Origin of the sequence: Streptomyces zaehneri, assembly GCF_032248645.1 — a bacterium.
Lineage (GTDB): Bacteria > Actinomycetota > Actinomycetes > Streptomycetales > Streptomycetaceae > Streptomyces > Streptomyces coriariae.
Map to the genome: position 1 here is coordinate 166298 of NZ_JASTTJ010000009.1, position 17887 is coordinate 184184.

14 protein-coding genes are annotated in these 17887 nt (G+C 74.8%); 4 read left to right on the forward strand and 10 right to left on the reverse strand.

Annotation, left to right across the window (positions count from 1 at the left end):
- The first annotated feature begins 2 nt into the window (after positions 1 to 2).
- Together QQM72_RS17425 and QQM72_RS17430 are read left to right on the forward strand one after the other, a co-directional pair.
- On the forward strand, positions 3 to 2537 hold the full coding sequence (locus QQM72_RS17425) for an ABC transporter permease (RefSeq protein WP_314221789.1): 2535 nt from the start codon (positions 3 to 5) through the stop codon (positions 2535 to 2537).
- A 364-nt stretch (positions 2538 to 2901) separates the two neighbouring features.
- Entirely contained in the window at positions 2902 to 3510 is a 609-nt protein-coding gene (locus QQM72_RS17430) for a lamin tail domain-containing protein (protein ID WP_314221790.1), read from the forward strand.
- Between the two features lie 215 nt (positions 3511 to 3725).
- On the opposite strand, the gene QQM72_RS17435 is transcribed toward QQM72_RS17430, so the two are convergent.
- A complete protein-coding gene (locus QQM72_RS17435) occupies positions 3726 to 4787 on the reverse strand; it encodes a YihY/virulence factor BrkB family protein (protein ID WP_314221791.1) in 1062 nt (353 codons plus the stop codon).
- Between the two features lie 129 nt (positions 4788 to 4916).
- Complete coding sequence (locus tag QQM72_RS17440) at positions 4917 to 6110, reverse strand: CPBP family intramembrane glutamic endopeptidase (RefSeq protein ID WP_314221792.1); 1194 nt, start codon at positions 6108 to 6110, stop codon at positions 4917 to 4919.
- A 136-nt stretch (positions 6111 to 6246) separates the two neighbouring features.
- Between QQM72_RS17440 and QQM72_RS17445 the strand changes: the two genes are divergently transcribed.
- Positions 6247 to 8643, forward strand: coding sequence for a sensor histidine kinase (locus tag QQM72_RS17445; protein ID WP_314221793.1), 2397 nt, complete (start codon positions 6247 to 6249; stop codon positions 8641 to 8643).
- Between the two features lie 51 nt (positions 8644 to 8694).
- Here the strand turns inward: QQM72_RS17445 and QQM72_RS17450 are convergent, their stop codons facing one another.
- From QQM72_RS17450 to QQM72_RS17485, 8 genes are all read right to left on the reverse strand, one after another.
- The gene (locus QQM72_RS17450) at positions 8695 to 11034 is read right to left on the reverse strand and encodes a heavy metal translocating P-type ATPase (RefSeq protein WP_314221794.1); all 2340 of its coding nucleotides are present in this window, start codon (positions 11032 to 11034) and stop codon (positions 8695 to 8697) included.
- 131 nt (positions 11035 to 11165) lie between these two features.
- Complete coding sequence (locus tag QQM72_RS17455; RefSeq protein WP_314221795.1) at positions 11166 to 11378, reverse strand: ferredoxin; 213 nt, start codon at positions 11376 to 11378, stop codon at positions 11166 to 11168.
- Positions 11375 to 12718: an NADH-ubiquinone oxidoreductase-F iron-sulfur binding region domain-containing protein gene (locus QQM72_RS17460; RefSeq protein WP_314221796.1), complete on the reverse strand. Its 1344-nt coding sequence runs from the start codon at positions 12716 to 12718 to the stop codon at positions 11375 to 11377. The genes QQM72_RS17455 and QQM72_RS17460 overlap by 4 nt, the downstream gene beginning before the upstream one ends.
- Positions 12715 to 13401 carry a ferric reductase-like transmembrane domain-containing protein gene (locus tag QQM72_RS17465; protein WP_314221797.1) on the reverse strand — a complete coding sequence of 229 codons (687 nt, stop codon included), beginning with the start codon at positions 13399 to 13401 and terminating at the stop codon, positions 12715 to 12717. The genes QQM72_RS17460 and QQM72_RS17465 overlap by 4 nt, the downstream gene beginning before the upstream one ends.
- Positions 13398 to 14378, reverse strand: coding sequence for an FAD:protein FMN transferase (locus QQM72_RS17470; protein WP_314221798.1), 981 nt, complete (start codon positions 14376 to 14378; stop codon positions 13398 to 13400). Before QQM72_RS17470 ends, QQM72_RS17465 begins: the two co-directional genes overlap by 4 nt.
- Positions 14375 to 14812, reverse strand: a complete 438-nt coding sequence (locus QQM72_RS17475) for a hypothetical protein (RefSeq protein WP_314221799.1) — start codon at positions 14810 to 14812, stop codon at positions 14375 to 14377. The genes QQM72_RS17470 and QQM72_RS17475 overlap by 4 nt, the downstream gene beginning before the upstream one ends.
- A gap of 155 nt (positions 14813 to 14967) precedes the next feature.
- Positions 14968 to 16317, reverse strand: coding sequence for a sensor histidine kinase (locus QQM72_RS17480; RefSeq protein WP_314221800.1), 1350 nt, complete (start codon positions 16315 to 16317; stop codon positions 14968 to 14970).
- The gene (locus tag QQM72_RS17485) at positions 16314 to 17018 is read right to left on the reverse strand and encodes a response regulator transcription factor (RefSeq protein ID WP_314221801.1); all 705 of its coding nucleotides are present in this window, start codon (positions 17016 to 17018) and stop codon (positions 16314 to 16316) included. The genes QQM72_RS17480 and QQM72_RS17485 overlap by 4 nt, the downstream gene beginning before the upstream one ends.
- Positions 17019 to 17322: 304 nt before the next feature.
- Here QQM72_RS17485 and QQM72_RS17490 point away from each other — a divergent pair, with 304 nt between their 5' ends.
- Positions 17323 to 17856: a DUF2231 domain-containing protein gene (locus QQM72_RS17490; RefSeq protein ID WP_314221802.1), complete on the forward strand. Its 534-nt coding sequence runs from the start codon at positions 17323 to 17325 to the stop codon at positions 17854 to 17856.
- Positions 17857 to 17887: the final 31 nt, after the last annotated feature.

Genomic DNA, 17887 nt, shown 5'->3' on the forward strand with positions numbered 1-17887 from the left:
TCATGTTCCGTCTCGCGATACGGATGGTCGGACACCGGATCACCGCGCTGATCGCCGTGGCCTGCGCGGTGCTCGGCGGTGCGGCACTGATCACCGCCACCGGTGTGCTGGCCGAGTCCGGCCTCCGCTCCCATCTGCCCGCCGGCCGGCTCGCCGGCGCCGACGTCGTGGTCGCGGCCGACCAGGAGTTGCGTCCGCCCGGTGAGCTGCCGCTCGCGCTCCCGGAGCGGCGCAGGGTCCCGTCCCGCCTGGTCGGCGAGCTGGCCGGGCTGCCCGGTGTCACCGCGGCGGTCGGCGACCTCGGCTTCCCCGCGGCCCTCCTCGACGCCAGCGGACAGGTCGTACCGGCCCGGGACCCCCAGGTGGCGGGGCACGGATGGTCCTCGACCAAGCTGGCGCAGCCGACGGCCGGCGCGCACCTCGACGGCCGTCCGCCGACCGGTTCCGGCGAGGTCGCCGTCGACAGCGCCACCGCCGCCGCGGCGGGGATCGGGGCGGGCGACAGCGTGCGGGTCGTCGTCGACGGCCGGCCCGCCGCCGGCTACCGCGTCTCGGCGGTCGTCGACGCGCCGGATGCGGGCCTCTTCTTCGCCGACCCGACGGCCGCCCGCCTGGCCGGTCACCCGGACCGCGTCGACCTGGTGGGCCTGCGCACCGAGCCCGGCGCCGGACAGCGCGTCGCCGCCGAGGTCCGGACGAGGCTGAAGGGAACCGGCCTGCTGACCGTCACCGGAGCCGACCGGGGCGACACGGCCGCACCCGGCGCCGGCGCGTCCCGCTCGCTGCTGGTCCTCCTCGCCGGTTCGCTCTCCGGGATCGTCCTGCTGATCACCGGCTTCGTGATGGCGAGCGCGCTGGCCGTGTCGATCGCCGGACAGCGCCGCGACCTGGCGCTGATGCGGGCCGTCGGCGCGACCCCGAGGCAGATCCGCCGCCTGGCCGCCGCCCAGTCCACCGTCGTCGCGGGCGTGGCCCTGGTGCCCGGCGTGGCACTCGGCTATGTGCTGGCCGGGCAGTTCCGGCGACTGCTCGCGGACCGGGCGGTCGTACCGTCCGAACTCCCGCTGACCTACAGCCCGTTGCCCGCCCTCGTGGCGATCCTCCTGCTGGTCCTGGCCGTCCAGGTGTCGGCCCGCTGCTCGGCCTGGCGCACCTCGCGGATGCCGGCCACCGAAGCGAACGCGCAATCGCGCAGCGAGCCGCGCGAGCCGTCGCGGACCCGGACGCGCGTCGGCGTGCTCGTCATCGTCGCCGCGACCGCGATGTCGGCGCTGCCGCTCTTCTCCCGCACGGTCATCGGCGCGACGGCGACGTCCATCGCGGGCATCCTCGGGGCGATCGGCCTGGCGCTGGCCGGCCCGGCGCTGGTCCGGGGCGTCGGCGGCGCCGCGGCCCGTGCGACGGGGGCGGGCGCCTCCGCACCCACCTGGCTGGCGATGGCCAACCTGCGCGCCTACGCCCTGCGCAACGCGGGGATCGTCAGCACCCTGGCCATGGCGGTCGTGTTCGTGCTGACGTACACCCTCACCCAGACCACCGTGCTGGCCGCCACCGCCGACGACACCCGCACCGCCACCCTCGCCCAGCAGCGCCTGACCGCTCCCGGCCTGGGCGGACTGCCCGCCGGCACGCTCGCCGCCGTACGGAACACGGCCGGCGTACGGGCCGCGGCCCCGGTCGGCACGACCACCGTGGTGTGGCAGTACCGGCAGTTCGGCGACCCGGTGAGCGAGTCGGCTCCCGCGACGATCCTCACCCCGGACGCCTCCGACGTCCTCGATCTGGACGTGACCGACGGCAGCCTGGGCCGCCTGCGCGGGGCCACCGTCGCGGTCAGCGGCGACGCCGCCCGCACCCGCTCCGCGACGGTGGGCCGCCGGGTGAGCCTGGTGCTGGGCGACGGCGCGCGGGTCGAAGCCGAGGTGGTCGCCGTGTACGGCCGTGGCCTCGGCTTCGGCTCGGTGGTGCTCTCCCACGACCTGGCCGCCGGACACACCACGACGACGCTGGACCAGTCCCTCCTGATCCGTACGGACGACACGGCGGCGGCCCGGCGGAACCTCACGGCGCTCGCGGCGTCCCGCCCCGGCCTGGCGCTCCAGCCCGCGAACCTGCCGTCCGCCGACGGCCTGGAGGACGCCCCGCCCGAGGTGTGGATCAACCTGGCCACCATCGTGGTCCTGCTCGTCTACCTGCTGCTCAGCATCGCCAACAAGCTCGTCGCGGCCACCGCCCAGCGCCGGGTCGAGCTGGGCGCCCTCCGGCTGAACGGCACCACGCCCCGGCAGATCCGGTCGATGATGCGCCGTGAGGCCGCGGTGACCGCCGCCACCGCACTCGTCACCGCACTGCTGCTCTCCGCGCTCCCCCTCGCCCTGCTGGGCCAGGGCTTCCTCGGCCGCCCCTGGCCGGCGGGCCCCGCCTGGCTGCTGCCCGGCCTCGCGCTCATGGTCACCGTCACGGCCTTCCTCACCATCGAACTCCCCACCCGCCAGGCACTGCGCACCGCGCCGGCCGACGCCGTCCGCGCCCACTGAGCGACGGCACCCGGCGCCGGGAGGGTGACAGCGGACGGCCGGCCGTTACTCACTTTCGGGTGACGGCCCGTCTCCAGGTGGGGTGGCGCGCCATGGCGTCCGGGCCGTACAGGCCAACTCCCACAAGGGGTCATCAGCTGTCGGAACGTCAACTTCAGTACTTAGTCACCTAAATGGACGTTGCAGTCGAGAGTCACAGAGATATGGACAACAGGTAACACACGCCACGTTTCCCACCCATCTCCCGCACTCCGTGGACAGAGTGTGTCTGCGGCCAGCCGACCGCACCCGCACATCGCACCGACCCCCACGGCGTCCACGAAGGCCGCGGTGGGAGGGTGCCCGCACATCCCAGGGGAACTCTTTGTCCACTTCCGCTTCTGTCACCGCTCGTCGCCTGACCGCAGCCGCCCTCTCGGCCGGCGCCCTGGTCGGCGCGATGGCACTGCCGGCGTCCGCGTCCGACCACGCTCGTCCCAACCGCCCGGAGGTGCGGATCAGCGCCGTCCAGTACGACGCCCCGGGACGTGACGACCGCTCCCGGAGCTCGCTGAACAGGGAGTGGGTGGAACTCACCAACACCACGCGTCACACGGTCAACCTCGACGGCTGGACCCTCAGGAACGAGGACGGCCGCACCTACACCTTCCACCACTACCGCCTGGAGGGCCGCTCCACGGTCCGCGTCCACACCGGTGAGGGCCGCGACACCCGTCGGGACCTCTTCCAGGACCGCAACAGGGAGGTGTGGGACAACCGCTCCGACACCGCCACCCTGCGCAACGACCGCGGCCGCTTCGTGGACGACGAGTCCTGGGGCCGCAACCGCCACCACGGCGGCTGGCGCCACGACGACAACCGTCACGGCGGCTGGCGCCACGACGACAACCGCCACGGTGACAACCGCCACGACGGCAACCGTCACGGCGACAACCGTCACGGCGACAACCGCCACGGCGACAACCGCCACTGATCGACCCGGACCCGGTGAGCCGATGAACACCTGACTCGGCACACCGGCGCGCAACAGGCGGCGCGCCCGGCCCTCCAGGGCCCGGGCGCGCCGCTCGCGTGCGTGGCCGTGGAGGCGGGAGGGGCCGGGCCGGGAGCGGGACCTGGCGGTGCGGGAGCGGATGGCGTCGCTTCTGACATCGGGTGCGGGCCGTGGGCCCCGCCGTCTCCGCCGGGTCAGGACCCGAGGCGGCGGCGGTCCTCCTCGTCCCACGTGCGGGTGTCGCGCGGCTGGACGTACGGCTCGTCGTCGGCCGGGTGGCCACCGGCGACGGCGCGCTGGCGGACCATTTCCGCGTCGAACTCCAGGCCGAGCAGGATGGCCAGGTTGGTGATCCACAACCACACCAGGAAGATGATCACGCCGGCGAGAGTGCCGTAGGTCTTGTTGTAAGAGCCGAAGTTGGCCACGTACAGCGCGAAACCGGCGGACGCGATCAGCCAGATCAGCAGGGCCAGGAAACTGCCCGGCGTGACCCAGCGGAAGCCGCGCACGCGGGCGTTCGGAGTGGCCCAGTACAGGACCGCGATCATCACCGTGACCAGGACCGCCAGCACCGGCCACTTGGCGATCGACCACGCGGTGAGCGCCGTGTCGCCGACCCCGAGGGTGGCGCCGAGCTGCCGGGCCAGGCTGCCGGTGAACACCACGATCAGCGCGCTGATCACCGCCATGACCATCAGTACGACGGTCACGCCGACCCGCACCGGCAGCACCTTCCACACCGGACGGCCCTCGGGGATGTCGTAGACCGCGTTGGCGCTGCGGATGAACGCGGCGACATAGCCGGACGCCGACCACACCGCCAGCACCAGACCGACGATCGCCATGACCGAGCCGACCCCGCCCTTGCCCTGCATCTGCTGCACCGCGCTGCGCAGGATGTCCTGAGCTGCGCCCGGCGCGAGTTTCTGGATGTTGTCCAGAACCGCCTGCGTGGCCGACTGCCCGACGATCCCCAGCAGCGACACCAGCGCCAGCAGCGCGGGGAACAGCGCCAGGATCGAGTAGTAGGTCAGGGCCGCCGCGCGGTCGGCCAGCTCGTCCTTCTTGAACTCCTTCAGGGTGCCTTTCAGTACCGCTCCCCAGGAGCGTTTGGGCAGGTCCGTGGGTTTGTCGGGGGCCTGCCGCTCCACCTGCTCGTCCGGACCGGCGGCGACCGGTTCCTGCCCGGTCCCGTCCGCACGGTCCGCCGTCCGCTCGCCGTGCCGCTTGTGCGGCTTCAGTGTCCGTGCCATGCGGTACGGGTATCCGGCTGGGAACCACTCATGCGCAGATATGGCATATATCGGACTTTTTGGCATGGATGGCGGCGACGGCCAGCGGCGCGATCCAGATCACCACGTCGACGATGCCTCGACGGGCCGTCAGTCGCGTTCCGGATCATGCAACTTCGGTGGCAGGCCGTGCGCCTCCGTGCGGTCGGCGTACGGGGCCGGGACGGGGAGAGGAAGAGGGAGAGGAACCGGGACCGGGTCCGGGACCGGCGCAGCCACCGGGTCCGGGACCGGGTCCGGGTCCGGGACCGGGTCCGGGACAGGGGACCAGGAGAAGGGGACCTGCGCGGCGAGGGTCTGGGGGTGCGGGCCGGGGAAGGGCCACGGCGGCGGGACGGGGACCGGGGACGGGACCGGCGCCGGCGCCGCGATGGTGCGGGTCGGCGGGTGGCGACGCGCCAGCCAGAGGACGGCCGCCGTGTACAGGGCGATGCCGACCAGGTCGAGGGCCACGAGCTGCCAGGGAGCGTCCGCGGCGGTGTCGTCGCTCTTGAGGCCGTCGACGACGGCGGCCGAGACGCCGAAGGCCAGGAGGTTGTTCACGGCGTGCAGGCCGATGGCCGCCTCCAGCCCGCCGGTGCGTACGGTGAGCAGGCCCGCGACCACTCCGTACAGGGCCAGGTCGGCGAAGCCCCACGGGGTGCCCCAGCCGTGGGCGGCGGCGAACAGGACTGCCTGGGGCACGAGCGCCCACCACGGAGAGCGCAGGAAGGCGCCGACCGCCTGCGTGAGCCAGCCGCGGAAGACGTACTCCTCGGCGGCCGCCTGCAGCGGTACCAGGACCACCAGCATGGCGAGGGCCGGGCCGAAGACCTCCCAGCCCGCCCACCGCGACGGCGCGGCGTCGTCCGTGGGCAGCAGGAGCATGGCGCCGGTGGTCACGGCGAGCACCGGGAGGGCCACCAGCACGCACCGCCCCAGCCAGGGCCACCGCAGTCCGCCCGTCACGGACGAGACCGTGCCCGCCGGGCGGCGGCCGATCCAGCGCACCGCGAGCAGGACGACGGGTATGGCGGAGGCGATCGCCAGCAGGTCGAGGGCGGTGCCCGGGACGGGGCCGAACTCGACGGTCCCGTCGGCGGCCTCGGGGTAGCCCCTGGCCGCTCCCAGGGCGGAGCCGAGGGCGTAGAGAAGTCCGGCCACCAGCACGCACGCCACGGCCACGAACCCGGTGCCGAGCACGGGACGCCACCATCGGTGACGTGCCGAGACCCGGGCCATGCGGTGATAGGGGAGCAGTTCGGGGAGAAGCGTGGGCACCGGGGCGGCGAGCGGAGGCGTCATGGCGACAAGCCTCCCCGCGGGCCCGTGTCCCCACATCGGCCGCGGGCAGGAACGACGCCTCTGCCGGAGGATGGAGGCCGACCTCCTACCCGGGCCGGTACCGCGCCGCCGCACCCCGCCCTACGCTCGTGCCGAGATGGAGACGATACGCAACTGGCTGCTCCCCGCCCTGCTCGCCACCGGACAGATCGCCTGGCTGTGGCCCGGAGCCGGTCTGGCCGGCGAGGAGGCGCCCGGGGCGGCGGCACTCGTCGCCGTGCTCGGCGCGCTGGTCGCGGAGACGGCCGCGCTGGGCCGTCGACGGCACGCGCCGGTCCGGGCCCTGGCCTGGTGCCTCGGCGCTCTCCTGGTGGGCCAAATGGCCTGGCAGGACGGCTACTTCGGGGTGGGCGCGCCGGTCGCGCTGTATTCGGTCGCGGTCCGCCGCCCCGTGCCCGTGACCGTACGCGCGGTCGCCGCGGCCGTGGGCGTCGAGTGGCTCCTTTCCCTCGTCCATGTCGGGCTCCGGCCCGCGCTCGCCTCCGAGTGGGTGCTCGGCGCGCTGCTGTACGTCGTCTGCGCGGGGCTCGGCGAGGCCCGTCGGCAGTGGCTCGGAGGACGGTCGCTCGCGACCCGCCTGCTGGCCGGCGCGGAGGAGGCCCGGCGGCGGGCGGGCGACACCGAACGGCGGCGTCTGGCCCGTGAACTGCACGACGTGAGCGCCCATCACCTGACCTCGGTCGTCATCACGGCCGACGCCGCGCGAAGACTCGGCGACAGCAGGCCCGAGCTGACGGCCGAGGCGTTGGCGTTCGCCGAGCGCACCGGCACCGAGACCCTGACGGCGCTGCGACGGCTCGTCGGCCTGCTGCGCGACACCGATCGTCCGGCTCCCCCCGCGATGACCGCGCGCATCGAGGAACTCATCGCCGGCTTCGGCCGGTTGGGGCGTCCGATCGACGCCGTGCTCCCCGACGACCTGGCCGGACCGGCGGCCGAGGCGGTCCACGGGATCGTCCGCGAAGCCCTGACGAACGCCCTGCGGCACGCCCCGGGCTCCGCCGCGCAGGTCAGCGTCCTGCGCGGGGAGGGCGTCCTGGAGCTGAGCGTCGACAACGCTCCCCCGCGCGGCTCCGCACCGGACGCCGTCGACGCAGTCGACGCAGTCGACGGGCTGGGGTCGGGACGCGGCGTGACGGGGATGAAGGAGCGGGCCGCGGCCGTCGGCGGGGAACTGACGGCCGGCCCCGCACCCGGCGGTGGCTGGCGGGTCCGGGCCACCCTGCCCGACGTCACGGGGCCGTGGGGTCCGACCGAGGGCGCGGGCCGGCGCGACGTGCTGCGGGAACAGCGGCTGGCCGATCCCGCGCTGGTGTGCACGGCGACGCTGTTTCCCCTGGTGTTCGCCCTGGTCACGGTGGAGGAGTGGACCGGCGCGAGCCTGCGCGCCGCGGTGCCCGGCCTGCTCGTCGTGGCGGTGCTGCTGGCCGTTCACGCGGTGCCGCTGCTGTGGCGGCGGCGTGCCCCGTGGCCGGCGCTCCTCGGCGTGCTGGCCACGTCGTGGCTGTGGCCGGCTGCGGTCGTCGGCGCCGGGCTGCCGTCGCGGGTGTTCGTGTTCCTTGCCGGCGGAGCGCTCGCGGAGCTGCTGGCGGTGTACGCGGTGGCGGTCTACGGCCGGGGAGCCGCCCTCACCTGGCCCGCGTGGGGCGCGGCGGCGATCTCGCTCTCCGGGACCCTGGTCGCGACGGCTGGCGCGGACGGCTCGTTGTCGGGCGAGGAGCCGATGGGGCCCACCGCCGTGGTGATGTTCGTGCCGTTGGCCATGGTGCTGGGCGCGGTGTGCGCCGGCCTGTGGGGTGCCGGGCTCGCCGTGCGCCGCCGACGGCTGCGGATCCTGGCCCTGGACGACTTCGCGCTGGCCGGCGCGCTGTGGCACGCGGAACGGGCCGCGGACGCCGAACGGCACCGGCTGGCCGCGAAGTTGCGCGACGCCGTCCTGCACCTCACGGCGGCGCTGGTCGAACAGGCCCGGCAGGGGCGGCTGGAGGCGGTGGCCGCCGGGGCCCGGTCGGCACTCGCCGCCATGCGCGAACTCCTGCACAGCCTGGGCGAGTCGGAGGATCCCGGGCCCGGACTCGCCCCGGCGCCCACCGTCGCGGACCTCGACACGCTGTGCCGGACCGTGCGCGCGACCGGGCGGGACGTGACCCTGCGGGGCCTGCCGGAGGCCGCCCGGGACCTGCCGCCCACCGTGGCCCTGTCGGCGTACCGGATCGTCGAGGCGGCGCTCGGCGCGGGCGATCGAGGACCGGCCCGGGTCACGCTGAGGCGACGGCGGGACACCCTGCGCGTGACGGTGTCGGGCGTACCGCTGGCCGTCACGGGCCCCGTGGCCGAACGGCTGAAGGTGCGGGCGGAAACGGGCGCCGGCCGTATCACTCTCGAACGGGCAGGTGTCGTAAGGGCGTTGCTGTCGACCCGACCCAGCCCTGCGCCCTTACAGGAGGTGTTCCCGCCGCCACCCGCGGGACGGTCGTCGACGACCGGGCGATGATCCGCCCCTCGCGGTCCCCCGCTCGACCCGTCACGACCGCGGGGAGCGTGCTCACGGGGCCAGCGAGAAGTAGTTCTCCTCTTCCTGGGTGAAGTGCAGGCGCAGAACGGTGTTCAGTCCGTAGAGGCTGGAGCGCAGGTCGTCGAGCTGGCCGGGGGTGAGGCCGCCGTCGGCGTGGGCCAGTTGCAGGTGGGTGGCGATGCGGCGGGAGAGGCGTTCGATCTCGGCGTGGGCGCGACTCATGGTGGCGGTGGCCTCGGAGCCGCCGAGGGCGGGGGCCAGGGCAGGGTAGAGCTGGTGTTCTTCGGCGTGTTCGTGGGGCAGCAGCCGTTCGGTGAGCAGCCGGTGCGTCTCCTCGACCGCTGCGAGGGCCTTGGGGCCGGGGCTGTCGGAGAGTCGGTCGGCGGCGTCACGTACGGCTTCGAGGACGTCCTGCAGGTCGTCGTGTTCGGCCGCGAAGCGATGGATGAGCGCTTCGGCGGTGGGGGTCAGGGCCGGTCGCGCGGTCCGGTCGACGCGCAGGGCGCGCAGGGCGTTGAGGATGACGGCGGCGTCGATGCCCTCCTGGAGCAGCGCGCCGGCGGCGGGCGGGAGGAGGCCGCAGGCGGCCGCGGCCATGGCGGCGAGCGACATCAGCATGCCGCCCAGCGCGCTCTGCACGGCGATGCGCCGGGCTCGTACGGCGATGGAGACGGCGTCGGCCAGGCGGTCGACGCGGTCGGTGGTCAGGACGATGTCGGCCGCCTCGGAGGAGGCGGTGGAGCCGCGAGCCCCCATGGCCACGCCGATGTCGGCGGCGGCGAGGGCGGGTGCGTCGTTGACGCCGTCGCCGACCATCACGGTGACCGCGCGTTCGCGTTCGGCGCGTACGACGGCGACCTTGCCGGCCGGGCTGAGCTCGGCGCGCACGTCGTCGAGGCCGAGGATCGTGGCGACCTCCTGGGCGGGTTCGGCGCGGTCGCCCGTGAGCATCAGCAGCCGTTCGATGCCCGCCGCTCGCAGGTGGCGCAGGGTGCGGGGCGCGTCGGGCCGGACGGGGTCCCGCAGGAGGACGGCGCCGGCCGGGTCCGCGTCGACGGTCAGCCAGGCGACGGCCGCGCCGTCGAGGAGGGCCCGGTTGCCGACCGCGCGGGCCCAGGCAGGCTCCACCTCCGAGGGGTCGAGACGGCCGATGTAGACCCGGTGCCCGTCCACGGTGCCCGAGGCGCCGCGTCCGGGCTCCTCGGTGACATCCACCGGAACCGACAGTTCCAGCTTGCGCTCCCGGGCCGTGTCGACGATGGCGTGGGCGAGGACGTGTGGTGAGTACTGGTCGAGGGACGCCGCCAGGCGGAGCACCTCCGCGGGCTTACGGCCGGGCGCGGCGGTCACGTCCAGGACGCGGGGGCGGCCGCCGGTGAGGGTGCCGGTCTTGTCCAGCAGCAGGGTGCGGGCCCGGCCGAGGTTCTCCAGGGCGCCGCCGTCGCGGATGACCACGCCGAGGCGCGAGGCCCGGGAGAGACCGGAGACGATCGCGACCGGCGCGGCGAGCAGGAGCGGGCACGGCGTCGCGACCACCAGCACGGCGACCGCCCGCACCGCGGATCCGCTGATCAGCCAGGCCAGTCCCGCCACCGCGAGCGACAGGGGAAGGAACCAGGCCGCGTATCGGTCGGCCAGGCGCACCACGGGTGCGGACTCGGCCCCGGCCTGCCGGGCCAGGCGCACGATGCCCGCGTAGGTGCTGTCCGGCTCGGTCGCGATCGCCCGGAGCTCGAAGGCGCCGCCCGCGTTGACCACACCGCTGCGGACCGTCTCGCCCCGCGGCCGTTCGACCTGGAGGGGCTCGCCGGTGAGCACCGACTCGTCGAGGACGGCGGCGGTGCTCTCCACCCGGCCGTCCACGGGGACCACTTCGCCGGGACCCACGACGAGCAGGTCGCCGACGGCGACCTCGGCCAGCGGCACCGTGTCCACCCCGGCGCTCGTGCGGCGGCGTGCCGAGCGCGGCGCGTGTTCCAGCAGGGCGCGCAGGTCGTGGGAGGCGCGCCGCTGGGCGGCGGCTTCGAGCGTGCGGCCGGTGGCGAGCATCAGCGCGATCAGGGCCCCGGCCAGGTACTCGCCCACGGCCAGGGTGCCGCCCAGGGCCAGCACGGCGATCAGGTCCACGCCCGCGTGTCCGTGCCGCAGCGCGGCCAGCACCCACCCCACCGCGGGAACGACGGCGGATATCGTGCCCAGGGCCCAGAACAGGTCCGCGAGGCTGCCGGAGCCGGCGAGCCAGGCGATGCCGCCGGCCGTCAGAGCCGCCGCCGTGACGGCCAGCAGCGCGGGTTCCAGCCGTGGGGAAACCACGGCATCGGTCAGGCGGTGCAGACGCGTCGTGAGGCCGGCGCTGGTCGATTCGTGCATGGCGCTCCTCGGTCCGTCCGTGCGGCAGCCTTCGCTCCGGTCCTCCTCCAGCACACCGCGCCGGACGGCACTCGCGCCAGGGGACGAACGGCCCCGCCGCCTGGGCCGTATGCCCGCGTGGACGTCACTGGTCAGGCCCTGTCGTCGTCCGTGTGCAGCGCGAGGACGGGACACGCGGCGACGGCCCGGCGGGCATGGGCCCGCAATCGATCAGGGACGGTCCTGTCCTTGAGGACGGGGTATCCCCATTCGTCGAGGTCGATCAGTTCCGGGAGCAGCTCGGCGCACAGGCCCCGCCCGGTGCAGGCGATGCGGTCGATGCGCAGGGTGCGGTTGCGGCTCATCGCCAGGTCTCCGGGGCGGTGGCGGGTGGCACGGGGAGCCGGGGCGGCTGATCGGCGGCCGGGCAGGTGCCCTGGGCGAGGTGGTGGTCGACGTCGTCGGCGAACGCGTGCAGCGCGGACGCGGCGAGGCGGGCGGCGCCGTCCGGATGGCGGCAGCCGCCCCGGTCCGGGAGCAGGCCGACGCGGCGGCGCAGACGGGACAGCACGGCCGCGTCCGCCCGTCCGGTGGCCAGGGCGGTGAAGTCCTCGGCGACGGCGGGCAGCCCGAGACGGCAGGGGCCGCACTGGCGGGCACTGTGCGCGGCCAGGTAGGCGAGGATGCGGGCCGTCTCGGTCAGGCCGCAGGACGCCACGGGCAGTGCGACGAGTACACCGGCGCCGGGTGCCGCGCTCAGCGGGGCCAGATCGTGCCGGGTGAGAGGGGTGTCCAGGTGCTCCGTCGTGAGCCAGGTGCCGGCGAAGCCGCCGAGCAGGACCGCCCGCAGTTGCTGCGTGGCGCCGCCGGCCCGGTCGAGGACCTCGGCGAGCGGCGTGCCCAGTGCCACCTCCAGCACGGCGGGGGTGCGCACGGCGCCGGAGACGGTGACGAGCAGGGTCCCGGGCTCGTCCGGCGGGCCGGCCTGCCGGAACCACGCCGGCCCGTAGCGGGCGATCAGAGCCAGATGGGCCAGGGTTTCGGCGTTGTGGACCAGCGTGGGGCGTCGGCCGACGCCCCGCTCGTGGCTGCGCGGCGGGCCGCCCTGGGGCCGGGCGGGGCCATCGTTGAGCCAGCTCACCAGAGAGGTCGACTCGCTGGAGACGTAGGAGTGCGGAAGGGCGTGCAGACGCATCCGTACCCGGTCCCAGCGGGCTCGTCGGCGCTCGTCCACGGCCGTGCTCAGCTGCCGGTACTGGGCGGTGCGGTCGCGGGGCAGACACACGTGCACGGTGTCCGCGCCGACCGCCATGGCGGCCAGCACGGCGCCGTCGAGTACGAGATGGGGCGCGACGGCGATCAGGAACCTGTCCTTGCGGCTGGCCGGTTCGCTCTCCATGGCGTTGACCACGACCACACAGCGGCCTCGCCGTGCGGCGACCGCGCCCAGCTTGCGGGCGGTGGGGAACCCGGCGCCGCCGCGTCCGGTGAGCCCGGCCGCGGCCACGGCGTCCACCAGCGGCGAAGGCGTGGGGCCGCCGGTCGCGGCGGCGGAGGGGAGCGGCCCGTAGCGCCTCAGGTGATCGGTCAGGGTGGCCGGGCGGCCGGTGGCGTACCAGCCCGCCAGCAGCCGGACGGCGGCCGGATCGCCCGGTCCGGGGGTGAGGGGGTGGGGCGCGAGACGCGCCGCGGCCGACGGGTTCATCGTCCGCCCCCGAGAAGGGCCACCGTCGAGGCGGCGCGCTGGGACCAGCCGGGCTGCAGTGGCCCGGTGGCGAGGAAGGCGGTGAGCACCACCGGTACGGCGGTCGCGGCGACGGCGCCCGCCAGGCGCCCGGTGACCCGCCCCGGACCGGCCTTCACCAGCCGCCACCCCACGGCCGCGACCACCGCGCCGAGGCACCCGGCGTACAGCCACAGCTGGAGGGGAAGCCGGGTGTCGGTGCCGGTCCCCACCCCGTGGAATAGGGCGAGCGGCCAGGCCGCGTACGCCAGCCGGTGCACAGCCTTCCAGCGGCGCACCCCCAGGCGTCGGCGCAGTCCGCTGGTGATCGCGACGGCCAGCAGCAGATCCAGCCCGGCGGTGCCGAGACCGAGCCACAGCGGACGATAGGACGCGCCGAACGGCACCACGGACACCGCCCACCCCAGGTGGACGAACGGATCGAGCACCGCGGTCACCACGTGCACGACGAGGAACACCAGCGTCAGCAGGGACAGGTTGCGGTGCAGCACACCGAGCTCGAAGCGGGCGACGCGGCGGGGACGGGCCCGCCCGCCGGAGCTGATGCCGAGCACCACGGTGGCGGTGAGCAGCAGCAGGGCGACGGTTCCGGTCGCACGGCTGGCGTACCACAGGGGACTTCCGGTCAGGGCCAGGTTCGTCATCGCGGATCTCCAGGAGTGGCTCCGGGGATGAGGGCGGGGGCGGAGTCGGGCGGCCAGCCGCCGAGAGGCACGACGCGGCCGTCCAGGTCCACCAGCCGGGCGGGCAGAGCGATGCCGCGCAGCCAGTCGACCGCCCTGTCGCCCAGCACGATCGCCGCCGTACTGGCGGTGTTGGCGTCCACACAGGTGGCGGCCGCGACCGTCACGGTGCGCCAGGCGGAGGTGGCGGGTTCGCCGGTTGCCGGGTCGACGATGTGATGCAGGGTGCGTCCGGCGCGTTGCCAGGTGCGTACCCGGATTCCGGAGGTCGCGAGTGCCCCGCCGGTCACCGCGACGGCCGGGCCGTGGTCCGTGGCGGGCCGGGCGTGGTCGTCGGCGAGGGCGATCCGCCAGCCCCCGACCGGGGGCGGGCCGGCCACCGCGAGGTCGCCGCCGAGACCGACCAGGACTCCGCAGCCGGTGGCCGCGGCGGCCCGGTGGGCGGCGCGGTCGGCGGTCAGGGCCTTGGCGGTCGCGCCCAGGTCGAGGTGGGTGTGCGGGGGCAGACGCAGCCGCCGCGAACGCGGGTCGAAGACGATCCGCCGCCATCCGGGAGCGGGCCGGGCAGGTGGCAGCGGGCGGGTGTCCCCGGGACGCAGGGTGGCGAAGGTGCGGTCGTAGCCGAGGGCGGTCATGGCGCGCCCCACAGTCGGGTCGACGGCACCGTCGGTGATCCGAGCGGCACGGAGAGCGGCCTGGAGTGCCTCGGCGAAGCGTTCACCGACCGTCGTCGGGTGTCCCGCGTTCAGATTGACGCGGGTGAGCTCGGAGTCCGGCCGGAAGCGACTGCACGTGAGGTCGACGGCGGCCAGCTCCGCGCGCAGGACCGCCTCCGCGGCCGGCAGGGCGTCCGGGTCGGTCACGAGCAGCACGGCCGTGGTGCCGAGCGCCGGGAACACGGCTTCGGCGGGGGTCGGTGCGGGAGCGCGGGTGGTCATGACGCCCCCGTCGTGGTGTGGGGCGGCTGCTGGGTGGGGGCGGGCGGCTGCGCCGGAGGCTGCGGTGCCGGCTGCGACGTGGGGGCCGCTGCCGCGTCGTCCCCGCCCTCGTCGTCACCGTCGTCGCTCTCGTGACGGGCCGAGTCGCCGTGCTGCTCGTCGTCGCCGGATTTCGGGGCGACGGTGGAGGACGCCGGGCGGTTCTGGACGGGCGGGCTCGACGGGCCGGGCGAGGCCGAGCTCCCGGGGAGCAGGTGGGTGTAGAGGCTGCCCAGGGCCGCCGCACCGGTCACGGCGGCGACGGCGATCCAGCGGGTGAGCCTGCGGCCTCGCCGCAGGCCGCGGTCCCGGTCGCGTGCGCGTGCGCGTGCGCGTGCCGGGTCGGGCGAGGGGGAGGGCGGGGGCTGATCGAAATCGTCGGGAGTGGGGGACATGGCAGCGGCTCCTGGTGGATCGGCGGCCCGGAATCGGCTGCGTGCACCTCCAGGCTGTGCCCACGGCACTCGGGAACCCGCTCACGTCTTCTTCGGAACCGGTAAAGATCAGAGCTCTTCTTCGGAACCGGTATAGATCAGGGCGGGTGAGGATCTCAGCGCTCTCCCGCCCACAGAGGCAGCCGCATGACGACGGTCAGCCCGCCGCCCGGCGTGTCCGCCAACCGCGCGCCGCCTCCGTTGGCGGTGAGCAGCCGGTGGACGATGGCCAGCCCGAGCCCCGTGCCCTTGGCCTCGGGATTGCCGAACCGGCGGAAGGCGACGGCCTTCGCCTCGTCGGTCATGCCGGGGCCGTCGTCCCTCACCCACACCTGGGCCGAGCCCTCCACCACCTGGTGGCCGACCGTCACGTTCCCCCCGTCGGGAACGGCGTCCAGCGCGTTGGCGATCAGGTTGTCGAGGATCTGCTCCAGGTGACCGCTGCCCAGCGACGCGGTCAGGGCGGGCCCCGCCGACGCGCTCAGCCGCACGCCGCGCTCCTCGGCCACCGGCGACCACGCGGCCACCCGCTCCGTCACCACCTCGTCGGCCCGGACCGCGGTCGGCCTGGGCGTCGCCTGTTCGGCGCGCGCCACCGCGAGCAGCCCGTCGACCAGCCGAGACAGCCGTGCGACCTCTTCCTGGGCCGCGTCCAGCTCCGCCGCGGTGTCGCCCTCGGCGCCGGTGCCGAGGACGTCGAGCCGCAGCCGCAGCGCGGCCAGCGGGGTGCGCAGCTGATGCGACACGTCGGCGATCACGGCCCGGTGGCCGTGCACCAGAGCCTCCGTACGGGCCGCCATGGTGTTGAACGTCGCGGCCAGACGGCGTACTTCCGGCGGTCCGCCGCTGACGTCGGCCCGCTTGTCGAGAGCGCCCTCGCCCAGCTTCCTGGCCGTGGAGTCGAGCGCGGACAAGGGGCGGCTCACCCAGCGGGCGAGGCGGAAGGACAGCAGCACGGACGCGGCGAGCCCCGCGACGCCGATCGCCGCGGACCATCCCCAGATCGCGGCGATACGGGCATCGAGCGGGGCGGCGGAACGGGCCAGGACGACGGCGCCGACGGGCTGGCGGACCTCACCGGCCGGCTCCGCGGTCAGCAGCCGGCCCTCGTCCTCCGGCGGCTCCGGCTCGTGCCCGGCCACCACGTCCTCCACCAGTTCCTCCGCCTCCTCACCCCGAGCCGCGGAACAGGGCGTACTCGCCACCAGTCGCGCGGAGGCGTCGTACACGGCGGCGCAGTCCCCGGCCCGTGCCGCGGCGTTCAGTTCCCGGCGCATGCCGGTCGGCGGCTTGCGGTCGGAAAGATGCTCCTCGGCCGCCGAGGCGATCACCCGCGTGGCCGCTCGCTGATCGTCGCGGAAGGCGACGCGCTCACGCGCCGTCATCAGTACGGCCAGTGGTACGACCGCCAGCACCAGCAGCACCGACGTCAGGGCGAGCAGCGTCCAGGTCAGGCGCCGGGTCACGGCCGCTCCCGCGCCCCTTCGGCCGCACCGAGCCGGAAACCGTGCCCGTAGACCGTCTCGACCAGCCCCGGCACGCCGAGCTTGCGGCGCAGCGCCGCGACGTGCACGTCCAGGACCTTGGTGGGCCCGTACCAGTGGGCGTCCCAGGCACGCTCCAGGATCTGCCGCCGGCTCACCACCCTGCCCGGGTCGGCGGCCAGGCACTCCAGGATGCCGAATTCCTTCGGGGTCAGCGCGATCGGACGGCCGTCCACCGAGACCTGCCGGGTGCGCAGGTCGAGCGCCAGCGGTCCGTGCCGCAGGATCTCCGGACCGGCGGGGCGTCTACGGCGCAGGACGGCCCGGACCCGCGCCAGCAGCTCGGCCAGCCCGAACGGTTTGACCAGGTAGTCGTCGGCGCCCTCGTCCAGGGCCACTACCCGATCCGCTTCCTCACCGCGCGCGGTCACCGCGATGATCGCGGCATCCGACCGTGCGCGCAGCATCCGGCACACCTCGACCCCGTCGATGTCGGGCAGGCCCAGATCGAGCAGCACGACGTCGGGAACCGCGGCGCTCAGGGCGGCCCGGCCGGTACGGACCCCCTCGACGGCGTATCCGGCCTGCCGCAGGCCACGCACCAGGGATTCCGCGATGCTGCGGTCGTCCTCCACGACCAGCACCCGCGTTTCCTCGGTCAAGCCGGTGACCTGCCCGTTCATGCGTCAGACCCGCTTTCGGACGGGGGAGTCGGCTACACCCCTCGTCATCCAGTCTGCGTCCGCGGACGGGCTGCGCCACAAGGGGCCGTTCGTCCCTGTCTGCTCCGCGGAGGGTGGTAGTTCAGGTTTCGAGGCCCGAGGCCCGAGGCCCGAGACCCGAGACCCGGTCCACGGCCTCCCGAAAGGGCGGGGATTCAGAAGAACCTGAGAGATTCCTGTGCCACGCTGGCGCGCCCCCCGGCCGGCCACGCGGAGACGTGCCCGAGCCGATTTCTCACGGTCGCTTCCTTTGGAGGAACACCCGATGAGCCTCACCGTCGTCAACGGTCTGCCGGTACACGTCCTGATCGTGCACTTCGTCGTCGTGCTCGTCCCGCTGAGCGCACTGGCTGTCGTGGTCTGCGCGATATGGCCGAGTGCCGCCCGGCGCATGGGGATCGTGCTCCCGGTGCTGGCCCTGGTGACGTTGGCGAGTGTGCCGCTGGCCACGGAGGCCGGCGAGTGGCTGGAGGAACACGTCGACAGCAACGCCCTGGTGCGCAGGCACGCGGAACTCGGCGACGGACTGCTCCCCTGGGCCGCGGGCCTGTTCGTGCTGGCGACGGCGATCTGGTGGACGACCCGCAAGTCGGCCGCGGCGCAGGCCGCCCCGGCGGGACGGACCCGGTCGGCCACGTCCCGGTCCGCGCTGGTCGTCCGTGTGGCGGCAGTGGTGCTGTCCGTCGGGGTGGCCGCGGGCGCGGTCGTGGACGTGTACCGGATCGGCGACTCCGGGGCGAAGGCCGCCTGGCAGGACGGCTTCTCCAAGACCGCCACGGGCGAGGGGGGTGCTCGCTGACCAGGGCCGGCCGGTCTTCCCGGACCTGGAG